Genomic DNA, 25,667 nt, shown 5'->3' with positions numbered 1-25,667 from the left:
TCTCACTTATAGGTGTTGGTTTTGTTGAAAAAGATAGTTAGTTTTATCGTAATAATATGTTTGATTGCAATTATTTTTATATTTATACCACAAAAACAAGTTCTAATCTTCTATGAAAAAAATAGTGGAAATATTGCTGCTTATATGCCTACATTTGATGATCAACATTTTAATATTACGTTTGTCCACTCTATTCATTTAACAGATGTGGTGGAAAAATATCGCATCACAGCAGAAGATAAAATTGAGCAACATGAAATTGTGTTTGAAGAATTTGGAATAGGGATGCCATCGACTGTAGAAGAAGGGGAAGAATTTTTTTACGAAGATGGCAAATATCATATAAAAAATTTGAACAACGTATTTGATGACATGAAAATACGTAACGGAAAAACAGTATCGGAACATCGTTTTACTTGGTTTGACAAAAATAGCGATGAACATACTGTTTTATTCAATGACTTTTTTGAACCAGGAAACTGGTATACCGTAAAGGTTGAACATATATCATTATTTAGAGCGTGGAAAGAGGTGAAGATTCATGACTGAATCAAATGACAACAAGGAAAAAGAGATAGACGAAAAAGAAAACAAAGAAACAGAAGGTGCTGCAGAGCTTAGTGCCGAGGAACAAGAGGAATTATTGAAGAAATTTGATGCTGAATCGAATACACGTAATTTAACTGGGATAGCAGCATGGATTGTATTCGGCCTATTAATTTCTTTCTCCTTATTCCAGTTATATACAGGAGCATTTGGACAATATACAGCATATATTCAACGTACTGTACACTTAGGATTTGCGCTTGTACTTATTTTCTTATTATTCCCAGCGCGCAGAAAGACAGTCCGAAATAGTGTGCCATGGTATGATATGATTTTAATTTTATTAGCAATTATTGTTTGTGGATACTGGCCAATGTACTATGATACGTTAGTGCAACATGTAGGAACAATATCAGATACACAATTGATTATTGGTGGAATAGCAATCCTACTTGTGTTAGAAGCTTCACGACGTGCGGTTGGATTACCGATTATGATTATTGCATCCGTATTTTTACTGTACGCTTACTTCGGACCTCATATGCCCGGAATGTTCGCACATCGTGGATTAACATTACACCAATTAGTTGACTCTATGTTCTTTACGACTGAAGGTATTTTAGGTACACCACTTCAAGTATCTTCTACGTACATTTTCTTGTTTTTACTATTTGGAGCATTTTTAGTGCAAACAGGTGTAGGAAACTACTTTAATGACTTAGCGATTACGATTGCTGGAAAACGTACAGGTGGACCGGCAAAAGTTGCTATTTTCTCCAGTGCATTGCAAGGAACTATTTCAGGGAGTTCTGTTGCAAACACCGTGACAACAGGTTCCTATACGATTCCGATGATGAAACGTTTAGGATACCATCGTAACTTCGCTGGTGCGGTTGAAGCGGCTGCATCAACAGGTGGGCAAATTATGCCACCGATCATGGGTGCTGCGGCATTTTTAATGATTGAATTTGCTGGTGTGCCATATTGGGATATTGCAAAGGCGGCATTAATTCCAGCGATATTATATTTTGCTGGAATTTGGATTATGACGCATTTGGAAGCGAAAAAATTAGGTTTACATGGACTTCCAGCAGATCAAATTCCAAAAAAATCAACCGTATTTAAAAAGATTCACTTATTACTACCGATTATTATTATCGTTGTATTATTATTCCAAGGATTAAGTATTGAAAGAACTGCTTTATATGGTATTTTATCTACTATTATCGTTAGTTTACCGTTAAAAGAAACACGTATTAATTTTTCTCGTTTTATCGAAGCTTTAACTTCAGGGGCGAGAACTGCTTTAGGTGTAGCGTCAGCAACAGCGTGTGCTGGTATTATTGTTGGAGTTGTAACAAAAACTGGTTTAGGTTTAAAAATGGGGAACAGCTTAGTAAGTATGGCAGCATCTATCTCTACAAATGTGCAAATGCAGTTAATGTTAACATTAATTTTTACGATGATTACATCGTTAATTTTAGGGATGGGATCGCCAACGACTGCGAACTATATTATTACATCTACCATTGCATTACCGGCAATTATTGCCTTAAATGATGCTTTACCTGTATCAATTGAAATATTAGCTGCACATATGTTTGTATTCTACTTCGGTATTGTAGCAGATATTACACCACCAGTAGCATTAGCGGCCTTTGCAGCCACCGGTATTTCCGGGGGAAGTCCGATACAGACTGGAGTGAATGCTTCGAAATTAGCGATTGCAGCATTTATCATTCCATATATGTTCGTATTACAGCCAGCTTTATTAATGATTGATACGAACTTCTTTGAAATCGTCTTAATATTAATTACGGCGATTGCAGGGATGATCGCAATCGGTGCTGCGATGATAGGTTATTGGTATGTGAAATTAAACTGGCTCGGTAGACTACTCTCCCTAGTCGGTGGGGTCGCATTAATGTACCCTGGAACATATACAGATATTATCGGAGTAGTAATTTTCGCATTCATGTTAATCTTCCAATTCACAAAAATGAAGGGGAACAAAGCAACACCACAATCAGCCTAATTAGTTGATATAAAAAATGATAGAAACAGAGGGTCTCACTCGTGATGATATTACGTGAGGGGCCTTCTTTTTTGTAATTTATTTATTTTGTTTAGTTTAAACAGTGATATTTTCATGATGAAATTCCCATTTCTTTTGAAAATGATGTAAAGACTTCATAAAATGTAATATAACAATAACATCTTGATGGAGGAAGATATGAAGAAACTGTTGGTAAGCATTCTTATTATGAGTAGTGTAGTATTATACGGATGTCAAAATGAAGCAATAAGTGAAGAAGATGAAGCAATTTTAGAAAAAAACAGTGTAAAAAAGGATTTAAAATGGATGGAAGAAATGAATGAGGATACGATTAGTTCAGATGCGATATTACAAATACGCGAAGAAGGAAATTTAGGTCCGACAGTACAATATTCTAAACGGATGGAAGATCCGGAAGATGAAGAGGGAAGAAAGTCCTTATATGTTTCCTTTCAAGGAAATAAATTCGAATTTAAAATTGGTTTTGATGCACCGAATGTTGACAGTATTATTGGAGAATCGCTCAATGAAAAAGAACGCGAAGATGAGCTGATTACTTTACCACATTTAGATTTATTCGCACCGTTTATTGATAAAGATGACATAACATCATTTTTTGCAGAAGAAACAAAATGGGAAATTACAGCTGCAGATGTAACGGGTGATGGAGTACTTGAACTAATCGTCATCGCTCAAGACTTCCGTGAAATTACTGCGGTCCGTACGATTGCTGCTATATATACTTATACTGGCGATGAAGAGGAACCGTTTGAACTTGTAACACAATTTACTGGACATAATTTAGCTAAGTGGTTAGATCAAGCAATTTATTTCACGGAAGCAAATGAATTTATTCAAGAAGAAGATAAAGTGAAAAAAGCACGTGCATACTATGAAGACGGTATATGGTATACAGAAGATAATGGATTAGTAGATAATGTAAGTGACTCTAGTCTTTTTTATTATGATGAAGATTTTGAACTTGTCGAAGGCGAAAATCCTAATAAAGAGGATGACCCTAGAGTATTATTAGCTCCAGTTGCAACGGAAGAGGAGGAAGTTCCACAAACAGATGAAGAGATTGATGCACTTGCAACAGAGGAGTATCAAGCAGGTTTAGATGCTATTACTTATGCAGAATTAAGTACAGAAGCACGAACAGAAGGGGACTATGAGCGAGTTTTTGAATATGTAAAATCTGGTAGCCCGATAGACGATGAATTAAAAAAATTAATTATAGATAATCGAGAACGAGGTGTGGAGTTAACGTATGAAGGTGGAAAAGTCGTAACGACAGAGGTATTATCTTCTGGAGAACAATATGACGTAACCATCCGCCAACAGTTTAATATTACGGGAGTGGAAAAAGAGGGGTTTCGTGAGTTTGAATCAGTATATCGTATGGAGTATAATACTGATACAGGAATATTTGAAGCGGTAGAGTTGATTGATGAAATAGAAATTTAATTGGAAGGAGTACGAATTGTGGGTAAAAGAAAGAAACGGAAAGTAAGTTTTCTAGATAAGGTAGAGTGGACAGCCGGCATTATGGAAATATTTTCTTTACCAATCCGATTTATTCGTTTCATCATTCGAGGATTTACACATCTTTAAAAAGTGGGCTTTCAGCATTTGGCTGGAAGCTCACTTTTTTCACTTTAAAAGAAACAGTGTAGATATTGCTACTATCATTTTAAGTAGAACGCTTATATGTTTGTTTTGGTGTCCAGTTAGCAAAGAAAATACCTGCAAATATAAAGACACCACCTAATGCGACATACCAATAAATAGGTTCTTGTAATAATACCCAACCGGATAGAACTCCGAAGAAAGGAGATAAAAATAAAAATGCACTCGTTTTACCTGGGTCACCAATAGAAAGTAAATAGAACCATATGGCAAATTGCACGACAGATGCCATAATTGCTAACCATAATAGAATAAAGAGGGAAGAACTATTCAGGACGAAAAAAGGTTCTTCTAAAATAAAACTACCGAAAAATAAAATGATGCCTCCGAAAAACATTTGATAGGCAGTCAATACCCACACATTAAATTTGGCTCCCCATGTTTTAATAAGTAACGTCCCGATAGCCCATGAAACGGCAGAGAGAAAACCGAGCAATGTTCCAATTTTAATAGATACATGCGCTCCAAAGGTAATGAACACACCGATGAATCCTAATACGACCCCGAACCATTGTAATCGCCGATAAGACAAACGTAGAAAAATAGTTCCGAAAATAATAACGAGCAGTGGATTCATAAAGGTTAAAATGGATGATTCTCCAGCAGTAATTGTTTTTAAACTAACAAAGATACATCCCATTACTCCAGCTGTTTGGAAAAATCCAATAATAAAAATTTGTCCCCAATCGTACAATGTCTTTGGATGGGGCTTCTTTAAAAAAAAGACTGCAATGCCCATGACGATTCCAGCAATCGTAAAACGGAGGGCGACAAGCAAGATTGGTGATGCATAGGCGAGGCCAATTTTACCAATCGCAAATGCAGATCCCATTAATGAAGTTGTTGCGACAACGAGTAGTGCGTATACGTATTTATTCATTGCAAGCTCCTTTATTAAGAAACATATATACTACATCTTAACGGAAAATTCAGAAAAATGGAACGAGATGAAACGAAATAGACGTATAATTATTGTACTTCGTTTTGTTTTAATGATGTCTTATGCAAACTAGCATTTCTTAATTTATTCGCCCAAGGTAATAAAAAGGAAATAATCCATCCGACAACAAACGCATTAATTAATGTTCCAATTCCGATTGCACCACCGAACAAAAAGGCAACAATAACGAGAAGTACATTAATAATGGCACGTGATTTCGTGACAGACCAATTCAGTTTATTGGATAAAATCATCATAGAGCGATCCATTGGATTTGGAGCAATTTCGGATTGTAAATAAAAAGCGACTCCGATTCCTGTTAAGAGAATACCGAGTAGTAAATAGACAATTTGCCCACCTACTCCATGAGGAATATATATATATTCTAAGATAAATAGCCAACTATCGATTCCGATTCCGGTAATAAAAGATGTAATGAGAGCGAAATATTCAGGGCGTTTTTTATCTAATAAAGCATTCCCAATAACCATTGATGTACCTACAACGATTTCCCAACTACCAATTGTTAATCCGAAAGTTCGGAACAATCCTACCAAAAGTGCATCAAATGGTGATGTCCCTAATAGAGAAAGAACAGATAAAGCAATTCCTAAAGTTAAAATAATGAGGCCGAATAAATAAAAATGCAGTCCCTTTTTTAGTAATGTCATATGCATTCTCCTTCGTATTAATACGACTCATCTCAACTATAAAGGAAAATGTCTTAAATATGTAATAATTCAACATAGCCAAAAAGTTTCTTCATGCTATAATAATGTGTATAATTGAATTATTGACTATTAAAGAGGTGTACGAGGTTGAGTATGTCTACTAATTATAATATGGAAAAACAAAGTGTCGGATCTATATTGCGAGACTTAAAGGCATTAGTAAAAGGTATTGTCCTGCTTGCAAATATATTACCGATTTTAAGTGGGTTTTGGTTAGCCCTTTATTTTAATAGCGAATCCTTTCTCGATCATTTAGACAAATTTATTATTATGACAATTGGTGGCACTTTAGTAATGGCCGGTGCGCTAATTTTGAATAATTGGTATGAAGTAGATTTAGATAAGGAAATGGATAGAACGAAAGAACGACCAACTGTCACAGGGAACTTCTCGATGAAAACAGTACTAACATTAGGAATTGTTAGTTCTGTTTTAGGACATGTTATTTTACTATTTACAACGTTTGAAGCATTTATATATGCATTTATTGGTTGGTTTACGTATGTAGTACTATATACCTTTTGGACGAAGCGTCGTTATACATTAAATACAGTTGTGGGAAGTGTATCAGGGGCAGTTACACCGTTAATTGGTTGGGCGACAATTTCTTCTGCGTATCATATCGTACCGATTGTATTATTTATCATATTATTTATATGGCAAATTCCACATACATTTGCGATTGCGATGCGCCGCCATGATGATTATAAAGCTGCCGGTGTACCGATGTTACCAGTAGCATATGGTTTTGAAGTAACGAAGCGACAAAATGCAGTATATATTGCAGCACTTTTGCCGTTACCATTATTTTTAACTTCATTAGGCACATTTTTCGTTATCGTGATGTCCGTATTAAATATTGTATGGTTAGGAATGGCGATTCGTGGATTATTTAGAAAAGATGATGTTCGCTATGCCAATTCAATGTTCTATTTTTCTTTAACATATTTAAGTATCGTTTTTGGATTAATGATTTTTATTACGTTATAAAATAAAGGATGAGGCTCGAACAATAGTAGTCTCAAATTAGGAGAATGGCCAAGTTTATCAGGAAAAGATAAACTTGGCCGTTTTTTTTATGAAAAATTGTACATTTTTTCAAAATACTGTATTCTTATGTAAAGGAATTAGTAAAAAATACTCATAAAAAGGAGGTAATCTATGTTTTGTATTGAATGTGGGTATAAGAACCCGGATGAAAATGCCATATTTTGTACAAATTGCGGTTATCCTTTCTCACATAATAACGAAGAAAAAGCCTCAATAGAGAAAGAAACTCCAGTAAGAACAGAAAAGAAACGCCAACGTAAGGGAAAAAAGTTACTTCTTATTGCACTTATTAGTTTATGTATTATTGGTACGGGTTCCTATTTTGCTATAAATTATATGACTGATCCGATGAAAAAGTTTACCGCTTTAGAAAATGCGGTGATGGAAGGGGAACAAACACAATTTATAGATGGGGTTTCATTTGATGAAAACATTCTTTTAGACGAAACCTCTTATTTTGAATGGATGAAAACGGAAGAATGGGACGATGTAAAGCTAGAATTATTATCGATTTTTAAACGAGAAATGAATGTAGAGGAACCAACTAGATTTACAGCCTTTTCGATAGAAGACGAGCCTTTATTTTATGTGGATGTAACGCCGTATGTATTCGGTCTTTTTCATACATATGAAGTGCATGCAGCTCCAACGAAGTTATTAGTACCGGAAGATTACTTAACATTACAAGTGAAAATTGCGGATGAATCATTTGACCTGACTAAGATGAAAAAGGGAGAGACTGTATTAGAAGTATATCCAGGAGTGTATCCTTTTGAAGCTGTCTCAACAGAAGATGATGAAATAGTATATGATGAAAAATTACTCATCGAACCATATGCCTCCCTATTTATTCCTATAACAGATGGACGGGTTACATACACATTTGCGACAGCACCCTCTTATGATAGTGCAGTTTTGTATATAAATGGAAAAAAGTCCGATTACACATTAAAAGCCCTCATGGAAGATGGTACGTTAAAAGCGCGAGACATTCAAACATTGCATGCGGAATGGACTGCGAAAGACGGTAAAATAACTCGTTCAAACACGCTTTACATGGATGAAATGGGAGAATCAGATACACTATCATTTGAATTTGATGAAAGAAATACCTCTACATTGCAAACAAAAGATGAAAAACTACTCGATATAGGTAGTTTTATATTATCATTTCGTGATGCTTATGAGGATTCTGTAAATGAAGGGAACTATCAGTATATTGCGAGATTTTTGCAAGATGGCAGTGAAGTAGAAAAAGAATTAATACAATTTGTTGATGATATGAATCAGGCTAGCTATTATTATGATTTTAAATTAAACACTGTTACAGATGTGAAAAAGAAAAAAGATAATATGTATGAAGTGAAAACGAATGAAACTTTTGTTTTCCATGATGATGATGGACTTGTTTATGATTATGACCGTGATAAACGATATCATGTGAAAGAAAAAGATGAAACATATGAAATTATTAAAATTTATTATATCGATACGAAAAAGAAAGTTCGTTAAACAATATGCATGTTACATAACAAGGAGGAAATAATGGATGATTTGTCCTAGATGTCAAAATGAACAAGAAGTAGGGAAGTTTTGTGGGAAATGTGGAACAGCCCTAGAAGAAAAAGTAGTTGTACCTGAAGATGCAGAAGAAAAAGTGGAACAAAATACGGACATGGATACAAATGACGTTATAGTAGAAGAAAATACAACTCAATCAGAATCAGTGAATGACCAAGAACAGGTATCATCTTCACAACAAGCTAATCAAGCGGAGTACTATCAAGCTATAACAGGTAGTAATCAGGAAGCGGCACAACAAACTGTAAATGTCGATCAAATGAAAGAGAATGCGACAAAGTTTTGGGATATGTTTAAAAATATGTTACAAAACCCGACAAATGCATTTCATGTAAAGGAATCACAATTTGTTTATGGAATTATTACATTAGTTTTATTTTCATTTACTCAAATGTTAGTTGTTTATTTCATGGGGAACAGTCAATATCGCACATTTTCTGGTTATACTGCCGAATATGGTGTACCAAGAAATCTCCCATTTTTTGATGTGGGAATGCCAATTTTTATCATTTACTTAATCGTTCTCGTTGTAACTGCCTTCGTCGTTTTAGGAATGGAAAAGTTAGTTATTAAACAAATGTCATTCAAACTTTTTGTTGCACAGTTTGGTAGTTTACTTACACCATTAATTGTTTTAAACTTGGTTGCAATTATTTTAGCGCTAGTATCGTCATTTGTTGGTGCAACGATATTGCTTATATTATCCATTATCTTTTCGTTAATTCTGATACCGGCATTATTTATTTACGAAAAAATAAAGTATTACCAAGCTAGTTCACAACATATTTATATAGTATATGTCACGATTATTGTTAGCTTTATTGCAACATTTATCGTATCAACTATCATACTAGAATCCTATTTTTATAAGATGCTAGAAATTTTAGATGACTTTTCATATTTTTAAGGAAAAAAGGGTGGACAGGTATTTAGTCTGTTACATCCTTTTTTGTCTTTAAAATTTGTCCAAAAAGACTTATACTAAAACTATACAACTGTTTTCAGAAAGGAATTAACAGATGGAACTAATTTATCAAGGAAAAACAAAAGATGTATACAAGCTTGAAGATGGAAATATCCAATTAATGTTTAAAGATGATGTTACTGGCGAAGATGGAGTATTTGATCCAGGCGCCAATACAGTGGGGTTAACTATTGATGGAGTTGGAAAAGCTGGTTTGAAAATGACGACATACTTTTTTGAAAAATTACGCGAAAAAAATATTCCAACCCATTATATTAAAACGAATTTTGATGATGTTGCAATGATCGTAAAAGATGCGGAAATGTTCGGTAATGGATTAGAAGTTATTTGTCGTTATCGTGCAGTAGGGAGCTTTTATCGTCGTTATGCAGCATTTTGTGAAGAAGGACAAGCATTAGATAGTTTTGTGGAAGTGACAATTAAAGACGATGAGCGTGGAGATCCGCCAATTTCGAAAGAAGCTTTAACATTGTTACGTGTGGTGACAGAAGCTGAATACGATCAAATTGTATCTTTAACGAAGGAAATTTCCCAAATCGTTAAAGAAACATTGGCAGATAAAGGATTAGAATTATTTGATATAAAATTAGAATTCGGTCGTAATAAAGAGACGAAAGAAATTATGTTAATTGATGAAATATCAGGTGGAAATATGCGTGTCTATGATAAAGATGGAACGTATATTGAGCCATTGCAATTAGAAACATACCTATTTTAAGTTGAAAAAGATATGTATATGAATAGGGGGTGAATGTAATGGATAAACAAACTGTCCAAACGGTTTTGCGCAATTATTTTCGCTTATTTCCGAATGCTGACTCTATTATAATTGCTGATCGACAAAAATATTTATATTATGAACCGAGTGTTCATTTAGATTTACAAATAAAGCCTGGTGATTTATTACCAGAAAAGTCGATTACAAAAGAGGCAATGGATAAAGGATATCGTGTGAAAGAAGTAATTGAACACGAGGAAATATATATGTCCTATCGGGCAATTTCAGAACCGATTTTTATCGGAAAGGAAATCGTCGGTGCAATGACAGCGATTTATCCATTACATGCGACTACCCTCCATTTACCATATATAACGGTTCGAACGAAAGACCGCTGGGTGCCCATTCACTTAGATGATATCGTTTATTTAGAAGCATACAATCGAAAAACATCTATTTCCTCCAGCTCTTATAAGGGCACACATCGTGATAATTTAACGGAAGTAGAGGCGAAATTACCTGCTGAAAACTTTCTTCGTTGTCATCGATCCTACATTGTTAATTTACACCAAATAAAAGAAATTCACCCTGATTCTCATTCCACTTTTATATTAAAAATGTCGAACGAAGAAAGAGTACCTGTAAGTCAAAGTTATTCAAAAAGATTCCGTCAATTACTCGATTTTTGAAAACGCTTTAGTTGTTGGTGCATAGAGGATAATAATGATAGTAGACTTTCAATGCATTTAGTGTCATAATTATTGTAGCTCAGTATAAATTAAAGCCCTTTCATGCAAAAACACATGAATGTTAGGCTAGAAATTGTTAAAATATATACAAAATGTAAATAATATTTTAAGAGGTGATTTTTCATGAGCGTTGATTTAAGCCAAAAGATTAGAAATAAAGATTTTTTAGACAAAGTTGTATCTGCTGAGGAAGCGGCTTCATGGATTGAAGACGGTATGAATTTAGGATTTAGTGGATTCACATTATTCGGTGAGCCGAAAGAGTTCCCATTAGCTTTATCAGAGCGTGGAAAGAACGAAGATTTCAAAGTCAACCTATATACAGGTGCTTCATTAGGACCGACTGCTGACCAATCAATGGCAGAAGCTGGAATTGTGAACTTACGTGTTCCTTATCAAGGGAATGCAGTAATGCGTAAAAGCATTAACACAGGTGAAATGTTCTACATTGACCAACATTTATCACATACAGCGGAAGAAGTACGGAAAGGTACTTTAGGAAATATTGATTATGCGGTTGTTGAGGCAGCAGCTATTACAGAAGATGGATTAATTATTCCAACTGGTTCTGTTGGTAACTCTCCAATTTTTATTGAAAAAGCTGAAAACGTTATCGTAGAATTAAACTTAAATGCTCCGAAAGAGTATGAAGGTTTACACGATATATACGTATTAGAAGAGCAAGGTAAACGCCGTGAAATTCCTTTATATAGTACTGGAGAGCGTATCGGTGAAGTTGGAATTAAAGTAGATCCTGCAAAAGTAAAAGGAATTGTTTTATCTGAACAACCGGATATTCCTTCGCCATTATTCGAACCAAACGAAGAAACACAACAAATTGCGGACAACTTATTAGACTTTTTCGCTGGAGAAGTAGAAGCTGGTCGTCTACCAAAATCATTAGCTCCACTTCAGTCAGGTGTTGGTTCTGTAGCGAACGCAGTATTAAGTGGAATGAAAGATTCACAGTTTAAAGATATCGAAGTATACTCAGAAGTTCTACAAGATGGTATTTTCGATTTAATTGATGCTGGAGTAGTTAAATTTGCATCTGCAACAGCATTCTCATTATCGAAAAAACGTGTAGAATCATTAGGAGAAGATTTAGCTAAATATAAAGAACAAATCGTATTCCGACCACAAGAAGTTTCGAACCACCCAGAGATCATTCGTCGATTAGGTATCATTTCATTCAACACACCAATCGAAGTAGATATTTATGGAAACGTAAACTCTACACATGTAAGTGGTACACGTGTTATGAACGGTATCGGTGGATCAGGAGACTTCGCACGTAACGCACGTATTACGATTTTCGTTACTTCATCACTAGCTAAAGGTGGGGACATTTCAACAATTGTTCCATTCGTATCTCACGTAGACCATACAGAGCACGATGTAGACGTTATCGTTACAGAGCAAGGGTATGCGGACATCCGTGGATTACCTCCTGTAAAACGTGCTAGAAAAATTATCGAAAACTGTGCGAACCCTAAATATAAGCAACAATTATTAGACTATCTTGAGGAAGCAATTGAAAAAGTAGGTGGACATACTCCACATATGTTAGATAAAGCATTCTCATGGCATACAAACTTAAAAGAAAACGGCACGATGTTATTAGATGACAAAGTGAAAAACTAGCCTTTAATGATGAAAAACGGTCCTGTTTATCGAGAAAAGATAAATAGGACCGTTTATTATTTTAGTTCTATAATATAAAATAAACTCTATTCAAAATTCATTTAAAAAATAAAAAATTAGTAAGTATAACAGTAAAAGAACATTATGTAGCGTGTTTCGATCATCATTATAATATGTATTGGATGAATAAAAATTAGAAAATTATGCGCTGAAAAATATCTCGATAGACGGCATTATGTATTTTAGTATTGGTCGAATACTTGTTGAATTTCATGTACAGTTGTATAAGTTGTTAAGGCAAGCATTAATAAGATTCTAGCTTTTTGTGGTAATAAATTATCTGCATGGATGAAAGCATCATCTCTATATGGAGCGACATCCATCACACGTCCATTTCCGACCCGACTACTTCGCACGATAAACAATCCTTCTTCGACTGCATTTCGTAAGGAATCAAGTTCATCAGGTGCGACTAAACCAGCTCCAGTACCAGCCGTGACGATTCCAGAAAAATATTTGGATGCAATAATATAATCAATTAAATGGCCTGATGCACCAGCATAGGAGTATATAATTTCTACATTTTTTAATGTATCAAATTCAATTTTTGAAAATTCAGATTCGTATGTATGTTTTTTTACAGGCTTTCGGTACATATGCACTTTTTTGTCCGGATCGATAAACCCTAAATAACCTAATTGACCAGATTGAAAGGTTTCAAGTCGATATGTATTTGTTTTCGTTACTTCCCGAGCGCAATTTATTTCATCGTTTAAAACGACGAGTACTCCATATCCTTTTGCTTCATCACTTGCCGCTACACGGATAGCTTGTAATAAATTAGCATGTGCATCAGAACTAATAGCACTGTAAGGACGTTGTGAGCCGACAATGATAATTGGTTTATCCGTATTGACAGTTAAATGTAGAAAATAAGCAGTCTCCTCAATTGTATTTGTTCCATGTGTTAAAACGACTCCATCATATAATTGAATATCTCGCTGTATTTTATTCCTAAGTTGGATCCAATGTTCTGTTTGAATAGCCGTACTACTTACACGAAGAAAAGATTCAAAAGAAACGTTAGCAATCGATGATAATTCTGGGATGTCCTTTAAATACGTTTCGCCAGTATATATTCCTGACGTATAATCTTTAAAATCCAATCGATCTTCACCGGCAGCGGAAATCGTTCCACCTAATTCAATTACTTTAATCTTTTTCATACGTGAGCCTCCTATTTAGTATGTTGTGAAACAGTATGTTCCAACCAAGTTAACACATCATCATATACGTCATCTTTATGTGTTTCGTTAATTAATTCATGACGTGCCCCGTTATATAATGTTAATTTTACATCTGTACAACCGATAGATTTGTAGTATTCATACGTTTTTTTAACGCCTTTTCCATGGTTGCCAACAGGATCTGCATCACCAGCGATGAAGTATATTGGTAAGTCTTTAGGTGTTTTTTCGATTTCTTTTCTTTTATGGATGGTGTTGATGCCGTGTAATAAATCCGTGAAAAACCCACTAGTACAAATAAATCCACAATTTTCATCTTCTATATATTTATTTACCTCTGTTTCATCACGGCTTAAAAAATCGAATGAAGTTTGAGGATTGTTATAATGTTTGTTGTAATTACCAAAAATTAATTTATCCATTAATTTACTTGGCGTGCGGCGACCAATTCTGTGTTTTTCAAATTTAGCGATGATTTCCCCAATTTTACCGATAACGCCTTGATCTCCACCTGTTCCACATAAAATAACTCCATCGATTTCATTTCCATACAATTGTATGTACCGTCTTGATAAAAATGACCCCATACTATGACCGAATAAAATGATTGGTACATTTGGATAGTCCTGTTTTATTTTTTGAGTTAGTTCATGCATATCTGATGTAACACGATGGAAGCCATTTTCATCCGCAAAATAACCTTTATCATCAGGAGCTATGATGTTCCCGCCATGCCCACGATGGTCATTTCCAAAAACGATATAGTTATTTTCGGTTAAAAAAGTAGCGAAATGATCGTAGCGTAAAATATGTTCAGCCATACCATGGGCAATTTGCACAATTGCTTTTGGTGACTGATGCTCTTTTTCCCATTTGAACGTGTTAATAGATGTACCGTCAGATGTGATGAAATCATAATTTGTACGAATCATACAGATTTCCTCCTCGTTTGAAAGATCAATAATTGTAGTTAGTATGTTAAAAAGATGAAAAGCTTTTAAATATATTTGTGAAGTCATATGCAACTCATTTCAAGTATACACCGATAGTACTCCCCAGATTTCTAATTTTACAACTAACTATGTTTGCAATAGTTTATTCCGTTTAAATTACCAATTTCTTTCATTATCTTTATCATACAGCTATTCAGCCAAAATTGAAAATGAATAAATCGGTATGTTTATACAGTTTAATTGCATAAATAAAAATGATTTTTCAAATAAATAATTATATTATTAGTATAAATAATGAAAAAACTTATAAATATACTATTGATTTTATTTTTATACATTGTATAATAGTAATTGTTACGAAAAATAATTAGGAGAGTGGATATGAAATGAAAGTAGCAATTATCGGAGCAACAGGATATGGTGGAGCGGAATTAGTACGAATTTTACACCGACATCCTAAAGTATCTATTCACTCGATTCATGCAACAAGTATGCACGGAGAAAAACTGAGTACGGTTTTTCCTCATATGCAACATCTTATACAGGATACATTAGAAGAAGCTGATTTAGATCAGTTAGCGAAAGAAGTAGATATTGTATTTACTGCAACACCTTCAGGGGTAGCGAAAAATATTGCACCATTATTAGTAGAAAAAGGTGTGAAAGTAATAGATTTATCAGGAGATTTCCGAATAAATAATCGTGAAACATATAAAGAATGGTACAAAATAAATGCAGCAGAACAAGAGAAATTAGATCAAGCAGTATATGGATTAACTGAATGGGTAGAGAAAGATTTACAAAAAGCGAATCTCATCGCAAACCCTGGATGTTTTCCAACAGCAGTGCTTCTCGGTTTAGCACCTTTAGTAAAAGAAGGAATCATTGATGAAAATATGATCATTATCGATGCGAAAACAGGTGTAAGTGGGGCAGGAAAAAGTGCATCTCAGGGGACCCATTTTCCAGAGACGAATGATAACTTGAAAATATACAAAGTACATGCACATCAACATACACCAGAAATCGAAGAACAATTACAAAACTGGAATGAAAAAATAGGTCCAGTAACATTTACAACACATTTAGCACCGATGACAAGAGGAATTATGGCGACGATGTACTTAACAGCGAAAGAGTCAACTACAACGAAAAATTTAACAGAGTTATTTCAGAAGCAATATAAAGATAATCATTTTATACGTATTCAAGAAGGAAGATTTCCGAGTACAAAGGAAGTATCTGGCTCAAATTTTTGCGACATTGCGGTTGCATATGATGAACGAACGAAACGAATTACTGTCGTTTCTGTCATCGATAATTTAGTAAAAGGTGCTTCAGGGCAAGCGGTACAAAATATGAATAAAATGCTCGGATTTGATGAACATGAAGGAATAGACTTTATGCCATTATTTCCGTAATAAGGAGTAATGACAATGAAATATATGAAAGATGGAAATATTACAACACCGAAAGGTTTTCAAACAGCTGGAATCCATGCGGGATTAAAAAGGAAACGAAAAGATTTAGGTGTTATCGTTTGTGAAACGGTCGCTGATGCTGCAGCAGTTTATACATTAAACCAAATCCAAGCAGCACCGATTACCGTCACGAAAGAAACGGTGAAAAAAGCGAATAAAATTCAAGCGGTTATTGTAAACAGTGGCAATGCAAATGCTTGTACAGGAAATCAAGGGATGCAAGATGCATATGAAATGCAAAAAGTAACAGCAGACACATTTAATGTGCAACAAGAACATGTAGCAGTGGCGTCAACAGGTGTGATCGGTGAATATTTACCGATGGATAAAATTACAACGAACATTCCGAATTTACACATAAATAATCAAATAGAAAGTGCAACAGACTTTGAAGAAGCAATTTTAACGACTGACACTTTTTTAAAAAGTACTTGTTATGAAACAACGATTGATGGAAAAACGGTTACGATGGCAGGCGCTGCAAAAGGTTCAGGAATGATTGAACCTAATATGGGAACGATGCTAGGTTTCATTACAACAGATGCAAACATTTCAGGGGAATGGTTGGATAAAGCGTTAAAAGAAGCCGTAGATAAAACATTTAATTGCATTACAGTGGATGGCGACACATCGACAAATGATATGGTAATCGTATTAGCAAGTGGACTACAAGAGAATGAACCATTAACAGATGTACATGAAGATTGGTCAACATTCGTCACATTACTTACGAAAACATGTGAAGACTTAGCGAAAAAAATAGCTCAAGATGGAGAAGGGGCAACTAAGTTAATTGAAGTAGACGTACAAGGTGCAGAGTCAGAAAACGATGCTAAGAAGATTGCAAAAGCGATTGTCGGATCCTCTTTAGTAAAAACAATGGTATACGGAAATGATGCCAACTGGGGAAGAGTCATCGCAGCTGTCGGCTATAGTGGGGTAGAGATTAATCCGGAGACAATCGATATGAAAATCGGTTCTATCCCATTATTACAAAATAGTGTACCACTTCCATTTTCAGAGGAAGCGGCAACAGCATATTTACAAAATGAACATATTGTCATCCAAGTAAATATTAATAAAGGAAATGCAAATGGAAAAGCGTGGGGATGTGACCTCACTTATGATTACGTGAAAATAAATGCAAGTTATAGAACGTAAAACGTTGAAAGGGGAAAAATAAAAATGTTGGATAATATTATCGTATTAAAATGTGGAGGTAGTTCTATCGATGAACTATCAGATAGCTTTTTTGATAATGTGCAATCGTTAATCAACCAAGGAATTCATCCAGTAATCGTTCATGGAGGTGGCCCAGCAATTCAAGGTATGTTAGAAAAATTAAATGTACAATTTGAATTTATCGATGGACTACGAAAAACGACGGACGAAATGATGGATGTAGTCGAAATGGTTTTAACAGGTAGCGTAAATCCAACATTGTCCCGCCGTTTAAATGATCATCATATTAATGCAGTCGGTATTTCAGGTGCAGATATGGATTTATTAGAAGCGACACCACTAGATTATAACAAGTATGGGTTAGTTGGTGAAGTGAGTCATGTAAATGTTGAAGTGATCCACGATTTAATTAACCAAAATATCGTTCCAGTCATTTCGCCAATTGCATTTGGAAAAGACGGAAATAAATATAATATTAATGCAGATACAGCAGCAGGTGCAGTTGCAGCAGCATTAAATGCGAAACAATTAATTTTTGTGACAGATGTACCAGGTATTTTACAAGATGGAGAATTATTAGAAGAAGTGACAACAGAAACGGTAGAAAAACTAATCCAAAATAATACGATTTTCGGTGGCATGATTCCGAAAGTAAAAGCAGCAATGAAAGGATTAAAACATAATGTTTCAGAAGTAATGATTGTAAATGGGAAAAAATCGAAAATGAAAAATAAAAAAACATTAGCAGGGACGACGATAAAAAATGCTAAATTAGCAGTCGCGACGGTATAGGAGAGATAAAAATGGTATTGTTTCCGACATATAATAGATTTCCTTTATCTGTACAAAGTGCGACAGGTGCTGAAATAACAGATATTAATGGGAAAACGTATGTAGATTTTGGCTCCGGAATAGGAGTATGTAATTTAGGTCATTGTCATCCAATTGTACAAAAGGCAGTTGAAAAACAGTTACATTTATATTGGCACACATCTAATTTATATGAAAACCCAATTCAATCAGAAGTTGCAGCACAAATTACGACACATAGTCATGGAGATTATGTGTTCTTCTGTAATAGTGGTGCAGAAGCAAATGAAGCAGCAATTAAATTAGCACGTAAAGTAACAGGAAAAGAAACAATTATTACATTCCAACAATCATTCCATGGTCGTACGTTTGCTACAATGGCAGCGACAGGACAAGAGAAAGTACGTGAAGGTTTTGGCCCGATGTTGGAAAAATTTTCATATGCAACTTTTAATGATTTGGCTTCTGTAGAACAATTAATCGATGAAAATACAGCTGCTGTCATGGTAGAAGTCGTGCAAGGTGAAGGTGGAGTACACCCAGCAGACCATGAATTTATCGAAGGTGTAGCAACATTATGTAAGGAAAACAATATATTGCTTATCGTCGATGAAATTCAAACTGGAATTGGACGTACTGGAAAGAAATTCGGTTTTGAACATTATCAAATTGAACCAGATATTTTCACTTTAGCAAAAGGGTTAGGAAATGGATTACCAGTAGGTGCAATGGTTGCTAAAGCGGCTTATAAAGATCATTTCGGTCCAGGATCACACGGTTCTACCTTTGGCGGAAATCCACTCGCAATGGCTTCTGCAAATGCCGTACTACAAATAGTGTTTGAAGATGCGTTTTTAGATGAAGTGGAAGCGAAGGCATCTTACTTACAAGAAAAATTGGAAAAAGAAATCGCACCATTAGCATCTGTTCAAGCAATCCGTCAAAAAGGAATGATGGTCGGTATCGATTGCGATAAAAGTGTTGCTCCTATCGTGACACAGTTATTAGAAAAAGGATTGCTCGTTTTAAGTGCAGGTGATACGGTCGTTCGGCTATTGCCACCATTGATTGTGACGGAAGCGCAAATAGACGAAGCGATTGAATTACTAAAAGTAGCATTAGCGACATTTTAACAGATAGTTTCAAAATATGGGGAGGCTATTTTTATGCCTAAAAAAACAGACATGAACAAAATATTAGTAATCGGTTCTGGGCCTATTACGATTGGGCAAGCAGCAGAATTTGATTATGCAGGGACACAAGCTTGTTTAACATTAAAGGAAGAGGGATACGAAGTCGTTTTACTTAACAATAATCCAGCAACAATTATGACAGATGAACATATTGCACATAAAGTATATTTCGAACCTTTAACGATAAAAAGTATTGTCGCAATCATCGAGAAGGAACAGCCAGACGCAATGCTCGTGTCTGTTAGCGGTCAAACAGGATTAAACTTAGCTTTTTCTTTATACGAACAAAAGATTTTTGAGAAATATCAAATCGAAGTACTAGGTACTCCTATTGAAGCAATTATGGAAGGGGAAGACCGAGAAAAATTCCGTAGCTTAATGCAGGAGATTGACGAGCCAATTCCAGAAAGTGTAATTGTTGAAACGTTAGAGGATGGTTTAACATTTACAAATGAAGTAGGCTATCCAATTATCGTGCGTCCAGCATACACTTTAGGTGGTTCTGGTGGAGGAATCGCTACAGGTGAAAATGCATTTACGACATATATGACACGTGGACTGCGCGCAAGTCCAATTGGACAATGTTTGATTGAAAAAAGCATTGCTGGTTGGAAAGAGATTGAAATGGAAGTCGTTCGTGATAAAAATGATCATGCGGTTGTCGTATGTCATATGGAAAATATTGATCCAGTTGGAGTTCATACAGGCGATTCTATTGTTGTAAGTCCGATTCAAACATTGCAACAACGCGATATTGATAAACTAAAAGCAGCATCATTAAAAATCGTTCGTGCAATTGGTATTATCGGAGCATGTAATGTGCAATTAGCATTTGATCCATTAACGAAAAATTATATTGTCATTGAAATTAATCCACGTGTAAGCCGTTCAAGTGCACTTGCATCTAAGGCAACAGGCTATCCAATTGCAAAAATTGCAACGAAATTAAGTGTTGGTTATACATTAGATGAGATTTTTGACGCAAAAAGAAAGGTAACATTAGAAAAATATGAACCAAAATTAGATTATACAGTTGTGAAATTCCCGAGCTGGCCATTTGAAAAATTTGTCACAGCAGATCGTAAACTAGGCACACAAATGAAAGCGACAGGGGAAGTCATGGCTATTGAAAAAACAATTATTGCTAGCCTGCATAAAGCAATTCGTTCACTTGAATTAAAAATGGATGGGTTAACATTACAAAGCATACAACATTATGATACAAATCAATTAAAAAAACTCGTCCATCATACGGATGATCGTCGCTTTTTTGTACTGTTAGAGCTAATTCGTCGTGGTGTTTCGATTACGGCAATTCATGCAGCGACAAAAATAGATGAATATTTCTTAAAAGCGATGGAAACGTTAGTCGTATTAGAGGAAAATGTTAAAGGAAGCACCATTGACATGGTGGAGAAAGAACAATTGCTAGCATGGAAACAAGCTGGATTTTTAGATGAACAGTTAGCAACATGGTGGGATGTACCGATTCAAGCAGTTGCAAATAAACGGAGAGAATTCGCGATTACTTCTGTTTATGACGCTGTGCAAGCATTTTCTGAAAAAGAACATGAAGAAGCATTATATTATTATGCAACATGGCAAGCAGACAATATAGATGAAGTTAAAGACGAAAAAGAAAAGGTCGTTATCGTTGGAAGTGGCCCAATCCGGATCGGGCAAGGGGTTGAATTTGATTATTGCTCTGTACAAGGTGTAAAAGCCTTGCAAATGCTAGGGTATGAAACGATTTTAATTAATAATAACCCTTCGACAGTAAGTACAGACTATGAATTTGCCGATAAATTGTATATTGAACCATTAACAGCTGAAGATGTTTTTCAGGTAATGCAACGAGAAGGAACAAATAAGGTAATCGTTCAATTTGGAGGGCAAACAGCGATTAATTTAGTGGAAGGACTAGAAGCATATGGTGTTCATATTCTCGGTTCATCTATGAAAACAATTGATACGTTAGAAGATCGTGATTTATTTTATCAATATGTGCAACAACTCGATGTTCCACATATTCCAGGGTTGATTGCGAAAGATGAAACAGAATTATATGAGAAGGCAGCTGAAATTGGTTACCCCGTTTTAGTTCGCCCATCTTATGTAATTGGTGGGCAAGGAATGGCAACTATTGAAAATGAAAAAGCATTGAAAAAATATGTCCACTATTATTTACAAGGAGCTACATCATATCCGATTTTAATAGATGCCTTTTATCCAGGAAAAGAAATAGAAGTGGACGTCGTGACAGATGGAGAAAATATCTTTATTCCAGCGATTTTTGAACATATTGAAAAAGCAGGTGTCCATTCAGGTGATAGTATGGCAGTGACACCACCTATTACATTAGATAAAACAACGAAACAATTAGTCGTCCAATATGCAGAAAAAATTGCACAAGACATTGCATTTAAAGGGATTTTTAATATTCAATTTGTTTTATATGATGGTGTTTTATATGTGTTAGAAGTGAATCCACGGGCATCAAGAACCGTTCCAGTAATTAGTAAAGTAACGGGAGTGAATATGATCGAGCTAGCGACAAAATTGTTACTAGGTGCATCCTTACAATCACTCGTTGGAGATGAAAAAATATTACGTGAAAATAAATTTTACACTGTGAAAGCTCCTGTTTTTTCATCACAAAAGTTACCTGGGGTGGATCCTGTCCTCGTACCAGAAATGAAATCGACAGGAGAAATTATTGCTATTGGTAAAACATATGGTGAAAGTTTACACAAGGCATTTATTTGGAATGAACAGTTAGAAAATACATTCCAGCAAACAGGAAAAGAACTATATGTCGCATCACCAACAGAAACAATAGATATGGAAACATTACTACAAAATGTCCCAATGACGAGTATCGAATTTGATGAAGATGTATCTTTTGAAACAGTTGAAAATTGGTTGAAAGAAAAAACATCTATCGTTTTATTCAGTAATGAAGAGAGCAGTGTCATACGTGAACGTGCAATTGAATATAACGTACTCGTGTTATCCAGTGAGGCAACATTAGAAGCATTTTTGCAAATGGAAAATAACTGTCCAGATGTGTGGGCATTACAACAAGAAGAAGGAACGAATGTAAAGGAAGTGGTGTTACAATGAGTGCAGTGAAAACAGCAAAAGAAACAATTCAACTATTAAAGGGTAGAGATTTTTTACAAATTAGTGATTTTACGAAGGAAGAACTTACTGCGTTAATTGAATTCGCATTAGAATTAAAAACTGCGCAAAAAAATGGCGAAGAACACCATTATTTAAAAGGAAAAACGTTAGCGATGATTTTTGAAAAGTCCTCAACGAGAACGCGTGTCTCTTTTGAAACAGGCATGTTCCAATTAGGTGGGCACGCACAATTTTTAAGTTCGCGTGATATGCAGCTAGGAAACGGCGAAACAATTCATGACACTGCAAAAGTATTATCGAGATTTGTGGATTGTATGATGATTCGTACTTTCGGTCATGATATCGTAGATGAATTAGCTGAACATGCATCGATTCCGATTATTAATGGTTTAACAGATGATGCACATCCGTGCCAAGTATTAGCTGATTTAGTGACCATTTATGAGAAAAAAGGTACGTTTTCTGGATTGAAATTTGCCTATGTTGGGGACGGTAATAATATGACACATTCTTTAATGATGGGGTGTGCAACGATGGGCATCGACTGCTATGTCGCTGTACCAAAAGGAAATGAAGTAAGTGAAAAAGTGTTACAAGAAGCAAAAGAAACAGCTTCAAATAGCAATGCGACAGTCGTTCAAACATATGATCCTGTAGAAGCGGTAAAGGATGCAGATATTATTTACACAGATGTTTGGGCGAGTATGGGCTGGGAAGGTGATAAAAAAGCACGTGTTAATGAGTTTGCTAATTATCAAGTAAATGATGCACTTGTCGCTCATGCGAAAGACGATTATGTATTCATGCATTGTTTACCAGCAATCCGTGAAGAAGAAGTAACTGCTTCAGTCATCGATGGCAAAAATTCTATCGTTTTTGACCAAGCTGAAAATCGGCTTCATGCACAAAAGGCTATTTTAGCTGCGATCGTTTAATCAAATATAAAAATAAAAAGCCTTGACTAAACGTAGGAAATGTACTCCACTTTCCGTTTGCGCCTGCTAAGCCAAGCTTAGGCTTTGCCTTCATTTGTCTTATTTAGGTCTTTCCTCACGCAGGAGTCTACGTTTCATAATGCTAATTACCTTCTCCTTTGTAGCTTAAGCTGCAAGGGAGGAGGATTTTTTACTTTATATGAAGGAGAAAGAAAATAAAATTCTTTCCTTGTTGGTTAAGGTCGTCCGTGGAACACGCAGTAAATTTATGGAACGATGTGGCCGAACAAATAAAATGAAAAAGGGAATGCTAGTAGAAATGAATTTACTGACATTCCCTTTTACAGTTCGTTATGTTATGTTCCCACCTTTACAGCTAAACCTATTGGCTCCATAAAACATCGTTGTATTACAAAAACATCTTTTAAATTTAGTACAAATTTTTGTGAGCATATAAATTGTACTTTTATCAGTTGACTAGTAAAGTGATAAATAAGAGGTGATGTAACAGATGGAAAAAAATACATTGGGTACGTTGATATGGCTTCGTATGGTGCGCTTCACACATCAGAGTAATTTATTGACGAACGAATTTTTAAAAGAAGACGGATTGACGAGTGCACAGTTTGATGTACTCATGCAAATTGCCACATATGCACCAATTTCGCAAACAGCATTAGCTGAAAAAGTGACGATTACACAAGGTGGGATGTCACGCATGTTAGCTCGGCTAGAAAAAGAAGGATATATTATACGTGAACAAGATTGGAAAACAAAAATGATTTGCTTAACGAATAAAGGGGAACAAAAATTAAGTAGTGTAATGGAGAAACAAATTGCATTTCAATCATCTTTTTTTGAAGAATCTTTAACGAAAGAAGAACAAAAAAAATTATTACAACTCGTGTCAAAGGTACAAAAAAACAGTAATGCAAAACTACAAAAGAAAAGAGGATAAATGATGAAACAATATCGAATTGATCAAACAAAAGGAATGGAAATTGGCCTTTACACATTAGGGGATCACATTTTTAATCCATTAGATGGGCAAAGAATTTCTGCAGAACAGCGAATCAAACAAATAATTGAAATGGCAAAACTAGCGGAACAAGCCGGTTTAGATATATTTAGTGTTGGTGAGAGCCATCAAACATTTTTTACGACGCAAGCACATACGGTTATTTTATCAGCAATTGCACAAGCTACGAAAAAAATAAAGTTAGCAAGTTCCTCAACAGTACTAAGTGTGCATGATCCGGTTCGAGTTTATGAGGACTTTGCAACAATTGACCTTATTTCTAATGGCCGTGTAGAAATCATTGCTGGACGTGGTTCACGAGTAGGAGCACACCAATTACTCGGTGTAGATTTACAAGATTATGAAGAAATTTATGAAGAGAAATTAGAGTTATTAAAAATGATCAATGAACAAGATACGGTTACATGGGAAGGGAAGTTTCGTGCCCCATTAGATAATGCAGAAATTTTACCTCGCCCATTAAATAATACTTTACCATTATGGCGTGCAGTTGGTGGTCCTCCTGCGAGTGCGATAAAAGCAGGAGCAATGGGAATCCCAATGACATTAACGACCTTAGGCGGACCGGCAATTAACTTTAAAGAATCTGTTGATTTGTATCGGAGTGTTGCACATGAGTATGGATTTGATCCAGCGACGTTACCAGTAGCGACAACGAGTCTTTTCTATGTGGCTGATACGACGCAAGAAGCGTTACAAGGAATGTATCCACATATTGATATCGGTTTTAAGGCGATTCGTGGAATGGGATATCCGAAGCAACAATTCGCTCAAGCGCCAGATCACCGTGATTCATTAATGGTTGGAAGCAAAGAACAAATTATTGAGAAAATGTTATACCAATATGAATTATTTGGCATGCAACGTTTCTTGGCACAAATTGATTTTGGTGGCGTTCCATTTGATAAATTAATGAAAAATATCGAAATCATCGGAAATGATATTATTCCAGCCATTAAAAAACATACAGCACAGAAGGAAGGGGACGAATAAA

Annotated in this window: 23 protein-coding genes; 19 read left to right on the top strand and 4 right to left on the bottom strand. The window is 35.2% G+C overall.

All coding sequences use genetic code 11. The features are described 5' to 3' along the window. Positions 1 to 24 precede the first annotated feature (24 nt). The 4 genes from SPD45_RS05335 (at position 25) to SPD45_RS05320 (ending at position 4,216) form a co-directional block, all read left to right on the top strand. On the top strand, positions 25 to 549 hold the full coding sequence (locus tag SPD45_RS05335) for a DUF1850 domain-containing protein (RefSeq protein WP_336266695.1): 525 nt from the start codon (positions 25 to 27) through the stop codon (positions 547 to 549). Next, positions 542 to 2,581 carry a TRAP transporter permease gene (locus tag SPD45_RS05330; RefSeq protein ID WP_336266694.1) on the top strand — a complete coding sequence of 680 codons (2,040 nt, stop codon included), beginning with the start codon at positions 542 to 544 and terminating at the stop codon, positions 2,579 to 2,581. Before SPD45_RS05335 ends, SPD45_RS05330 begins: the two co-directional genes overlap by 8 nt. A 198-nt stretch (positions 2,582 to 2,779) precedes the next feature. Beyond that, positions 2,780 to 4,069 carry a TcaA NTF2-like domain-containing protein gene (locus SPD45_RS05325; RefSeq protein WP_336266693.1) on the top strand — a complete coding sequence of 430 codons (1,290 nt, stop codon included), beginning with the start codon at positions 2,780 to 2,782 and terminating at the stop codon, positions 4,067 to 4,069. Between the two features lie 18 nt (positions 4,070 to 4,087). Then, positions 4,088 to 4,216, top strand: coding sequence for a hypothetical protein (locus tag SPD45_RS05320; RefSeq protein ID WP_336266692.1), 129 nt, complete (start codon positions 4,088 to 4,090; stop codon positions 4,214 to 4,216). Between the two features lie 79 nt (positions 4,217 to 4,295). Here the strand turns inward: SPD45_RS05320 and SPD45_RS05315 are convergent, their stop codons facing one another. Both SPD45_RS05315 and SPD45_RS05310 read right to left on the bottom strand, forming a co-directional pair. Beyond that, complete coding sequence (locus tag SPD45_RS05315) at positions 4,296 to 5,171, bottom strand: DMT family transporter (protein ID WP_336266691.1); 876 nt, start codon at positions 5,169 to 5,171, stop codon at positions 4,296 to 4,298. 89 nt (positions 5,172 to 5,260) lie between these two features. Next, entirely contained in the window at positions 5,261 to 5,902 is a 642-nt protein-coding gene (locus tag SPD45_RS05310; protein WP_336266690.1) for a YczE/YyaS/YitT family protein, read from the bottom strand. A gap of 153 nt (positions 5,903 to 6,055) precedes the next feature. Here SPD45_RS05310 and cyoE point away from each other — a divergent pair, with 153 nt between their 5' ends. The 6 genes from cyoE to SPD45_RS05280 all read left to right on the top strand — a co-directional run bounded on the left by cyoE (position 6,056) and on the right by SPD45_RS05280 (position 12,689). Further along, complete coding sequence (cyoE, locus tag SPD45_RS05305) at positions 6,056 to 6,952, top strand: heme o synthase (RefSeq protein ID WP_336266689.1); 897 nt, start codon at positions 6,056 to 6,058, stop codon at positions 6,950 to 6,952. A 171-nt stretch (positions 6,953 to 7,123) separates the two neighbouring features. Continuing rightward, positions 7,124 to 8,524, top strand: a complete 1,401-nt coding sequence (locus SPD45_RS05300; RefSeq protein ID WP_336266688.1) for a TcaA NTF2-like domain-containing protein — start codon at positions 7,124 to 7,126, stop codon at positions 8,522 to 8,524. A 37-nt stretch (positions 8,525 to 8,561) separates the two neighbouring features. Beyond that, positions 8,562 to 9,500, top strand: coding sequence for a DUF6574 domain-containing protein (locus SPD45_RS05295; protein ID WP_336266687.1), 939 nt, complete (start codon positions 8,562 to 8,564; stop codon positions 9,498 to 9,500). 112 nt (positions 9,501 to 9,612) lie between these two features. Beyond that, the gene (locus tag SPD45_RS05290) at positions 9,613 to 10,296 is read left to right on the top strand and encodes a phosphoribosylaminoimidazolesuccinocarboxamide synthase (RefSeq protein WP_336266686.1); all 684 of its coding nucleotides are present in this window, start codon (positions 9,613 to 9,615) and stop codon (positions 10,294 to 10,296) included. Between the two features lie 38 nt (positions 10,297 to 10,334). Next, a complete protein-coding gene (locus SPD45_RS05285; protein ID WP_336266685.1) occupies positions 10,335 to 10,985 on the top strand; it encodes a LytTR family DNA-binding domain-containing protein in 651 nt (216 codons plus the stop codon). Positions 10,986 to 11,168: 183 nt separating this feature from the next. Beyond that, positions 11,169 to 12,689 carry a succinate CoA transferase gene (locus tag SPD45_RS05280; RefSeq protein WP_336266684.1) on the top strand — a complete coding sequence of 507 codons (1,521 nt, stop codon included), beginning with the start codon at positions 11,169 to 11,171 and terminating at the stop codon, positions 12,687 to 12,689. A gap of 242 nt (positions 12,690 to 12,931) precedes the next feature. On the opposite strand, the gene SPD45_RS05275 is transcribed toward SPD45_RS05280, so the two are convergent. Next, the gene (locus SPD45_RS05275; protein ID WP_336266683.1) at positions 12,932 to 13,915 is read right to left on the bottom strand and encodes an asparaginase; all 984 of its coding nucleotides are present in this window, start codon (positions 13,913 to 13,915) and stop codon (positions 12,932 to 12,934) included. Between the two features lie 11 nt (positions 13,916 to 13,926). Next, positions 13,927 to 14,868, bottom strand: coding sequence for an alpha/beta hydrolase (locus SPD45_RS05270; RefSeq protein WP_336266682.1), 942 nt, complete (start codon positions 14,866 to 14,868; stop codon positions 13,927 to 13,929). A gap of 407 nt (positions 14,869 to 15,275) precedes the next feature. On the opposite strand from SPD45_RS05270, the gene argC reads away from it, so the two are divergent. The 9 genes from argC to SPD45_RS05225 all read left to right on the top strand — a co-directional run bounded on the left by argC (position 15,276) and on the right by SPD45_RS05225 (position 25,666). Then, entirely contained in the window at positions 15,276 to 16,310 is a 1,035-nt protein-coding gene (gene argC, locus SPD45_RS05265) for an N-acetyl-gamma-glutamyl-phosphate reductase (RefSeq protein ID WP_336266681.1), read from the top strand. 15 nt (positions 16,311 to 16,325) lie between these two features. Further along, entirely contained in the window at positions 16,326 to 17,531 is a 1,206-nt protein-coding gene (gene argJ, locus SPD45_RS05260) for a bifunctional ornithine acetyltransferase/N-acetylglutamate synthase (protein WP_336266680.1), read from the top strand. 27 nt (positions 17,532 to 17,558) lie between these two features. Further along, a complete protein-coding gene (gene argB / locus SPD45_RS05255) occupies positions 17,559 to 18,344 on the top strand; it encodes an acetylglutamate kinase (protein ID WP_336266771.1) in 786 nt (261 codons plus the stop codon). An 11-nt stretch (positions 18,345 to 18,355) separates the two neighbouring features. Then, a complete protein-coding gene (locus tag SPD45_RS05250) occupies positions 18,356 to 19,495 on the top strand; it encodes an acetylornithine transaminase (protein WP_336266679.1) in 1,140 nt (379 codons plus the stop codon). A gap of 33 nt (positions 19,496 to 19,528) precedes the next feature. After that, positions 19,529 to 22,678 (top strand): carbamoyl phosphate synthase large subunit, encoded by a 3,150-nt coding sequence (locus SPD45_RS05245; protein ID WP_336266678.1) that lies wholly within the window; start codon positions 19,529 to 19,531, stop codon positions 22,676 to 22,678. Then, complete coding sequence (gene argF / locus SPD45_RS05240; protein WP_336266677.1) at positions 22,675 to 23,634, top strand: ornithine carbamoyltransferase; 960 nt, start codon at positions 22,675 to 22,677, stop codon at positions 23,632 to 23,634. Before SPD45_RS05245 ends, argF begins: the two co-directional genes overlap by 4 nt. A 199-nt stretch (positions 23,635 to 23,833) precedes the next feature. Beyond that, a complete protein-coding gene (locus tag SPD45_RS05235) occupies positions 23,834 to 24,031 on the top strand; it encodes a hypothetical protein (RefSeq protein WP_336266676.1) in 198 nt (65 codons plus the stop codon). A gap of 114 nt (positions 24,032 to 24,145) precedes the next feature. Further along, positions 24,146 to 24,592: a MarR family winged helix-turn-helix transcriptional regulator gene (locus SPD45_RS05230; protein ID WP_336266675.1), complete on the top strand. Its 447-nt coding sequence runs from the start codon at positions 24,146 to 24,148 to the stop codon at positions 24,590 to 24,592. Positions 24,593 to 24,595: 3 nt separating this feature from the next. Continuing rightward, positions 24,596 to 25,666: an LLM class flavin-dependent oxidoreductase gene (locus tag SPD45_RS05225; RefSeq protein ID WP_336266674.1), complete on the top strand. Its 1,071-nt coding sequence runs from the start codon at positions 24,596 to 24,598 to the stop codon at positions 25,664 to 25,666. Position 25,667 lies beyond the last annotated feature (1 nt).

The sequence above is a fragment of the Pseudogracilibacillus sp. SO10305 genome, from assembly GCF_037072005.1.
Classification (GTDB): Bacteria; Bacillota; Bacilli; order Bacillales; family Amphibacillaceae; genus Pseudogracilibacillus; species Pseudogracilibacillus intestinigallinarum.
Note: the sequence above shows the minus strand (reverse complement) of the source record. Positions and strands in the feature narration are given on the sequence as shown.

Coding starts and splice junctions, on each gene's coding strand:
- SPD45_RS05330 (WP_336266694.1), top strand. CDS start 542: ATGACTGAATCAAATGACAACAAGGAAAAAGAGATAGACGAAAAAGAA.
- SPD45_RS05325 (WP_336266693.1), top strand. CDS start 2,780: ATGAAGAAACTGTTGGTAAGCATTCTTATTATGAGTAGTGTAGTATTA.
- SPD45_RS05315 (WP_336266691.1), bottom strand. CDS start 5,171: ATGAATAAATACGTATACGCACTACTCGTTGTCGCAACAACTTCATTA.
- SPD45_RS05310 (WP_336266690.1), bottom strand. CDS start 5,902: ATGACATTACTAAAAAAGGGACTGCATTTTTATTTATTCGGCCTCATT.
- cyoE (WP_336266689.1), top strand. CDS start 6,056: ATGTCTACTAATTATAATATGGAAAAACAAAGTGTCGGATCTATATTG.
- SPD45_RS05300 (WP_336266688.1), top strand. CDS start 7,124: ATGTTTTGTATTGAATGTGGGTATAAGAACCCGGATGAAAATGCCATA.
- SPD45_RS05295 (WP_336266687.1), top strand. CDS start 8,562: ATGATTTGTCCTAGATGTCAAAATGAACAAGAAGTAGGGAAGTTTTGT.
- SPD45_RS05290 (WP_336266686.1), top strand. CDS start 9,613: ATGGAACTAATTTATCAAGGAAAAACAAAAGATGTATACAAGCTTGAA.
- SPD45_RS05285 (WP_336266685.1), top strand. CDS start 10,335: ATGGATAAACAAACTGTCCAAACGGTTTTGCGCAATTATTTTCGCTTA.
- SPD45_RS05280 (WP_336266684.1), top strand. CDS start 11,169: ATGAGCGTTGATTTAAGCCAAAAGATTAGAAATAAAGATTTTTTAGAC.
- SPD45_RS05275 (WP_336266683.1), bottom strand. CDS start 13,915: ATGAAAAAGATTAAAGTAATTGAATTAGGTGGAACGATTTCCGCTGCC.
- SPD45_RS05270 (WP_336266682.1), bottom strand. CDS start 14,868: ATGATTCGTACAAATTATGATTTCATCACATCTGACGGTACATCTATT.
- argC (WP_336266681.1), top strand. CDS start 15,276: ATGAAAGTAGCAATTATCGGAGCAACAGGATATGGTGGAGCGGAATTA.
- argJ (WP_336266680.1), top strand. CDS start 16,326: ATGAAATATATGAAAGATGGAAATATTACAACACCGAAAGGTTTTCAA.
- SPD45_RS05250 (WP_336266679.1), top strand. CDS start 18,356: ATGGTATTGTTTCCGACATATAATAGATTTCCTTTATCTGTACAAAGT.
- SPD45_RS05245 (WP_336266678.1), top strand. CDS start 19,529: ATGCCTAAAAAAACAGACATGAACAAAATATTAGTAATCGGTTCTGGG.
- argF (WP_336266677.1), top strand. CDS start 22,675: ATGAGTGCAGTGAAAACAGCAAAAGAAACAATTCAACTATTAAAGGGT.
- SPD45_RS05235 (WP_336266676.1), top strand. CDS start 23,834: ATGAAGGAGAAAGAAAATAAAATTCTTTCCTTGTTGGTTAAGGTCGTC.
- SPD45_RS05230 (WP_336266675.1), top strand. CDS start 24,146: ATGGAAAAAAATACATTGGGTACGTTGATATGGCTTCGTATGGTGCGC.
- SPD45_RS05225 (WP_336266674.1), top strand. CDS start 24,596: ATGAAACAATATCGAATTGATCAAACAAAAGGAATGGAAATTGGCCTT.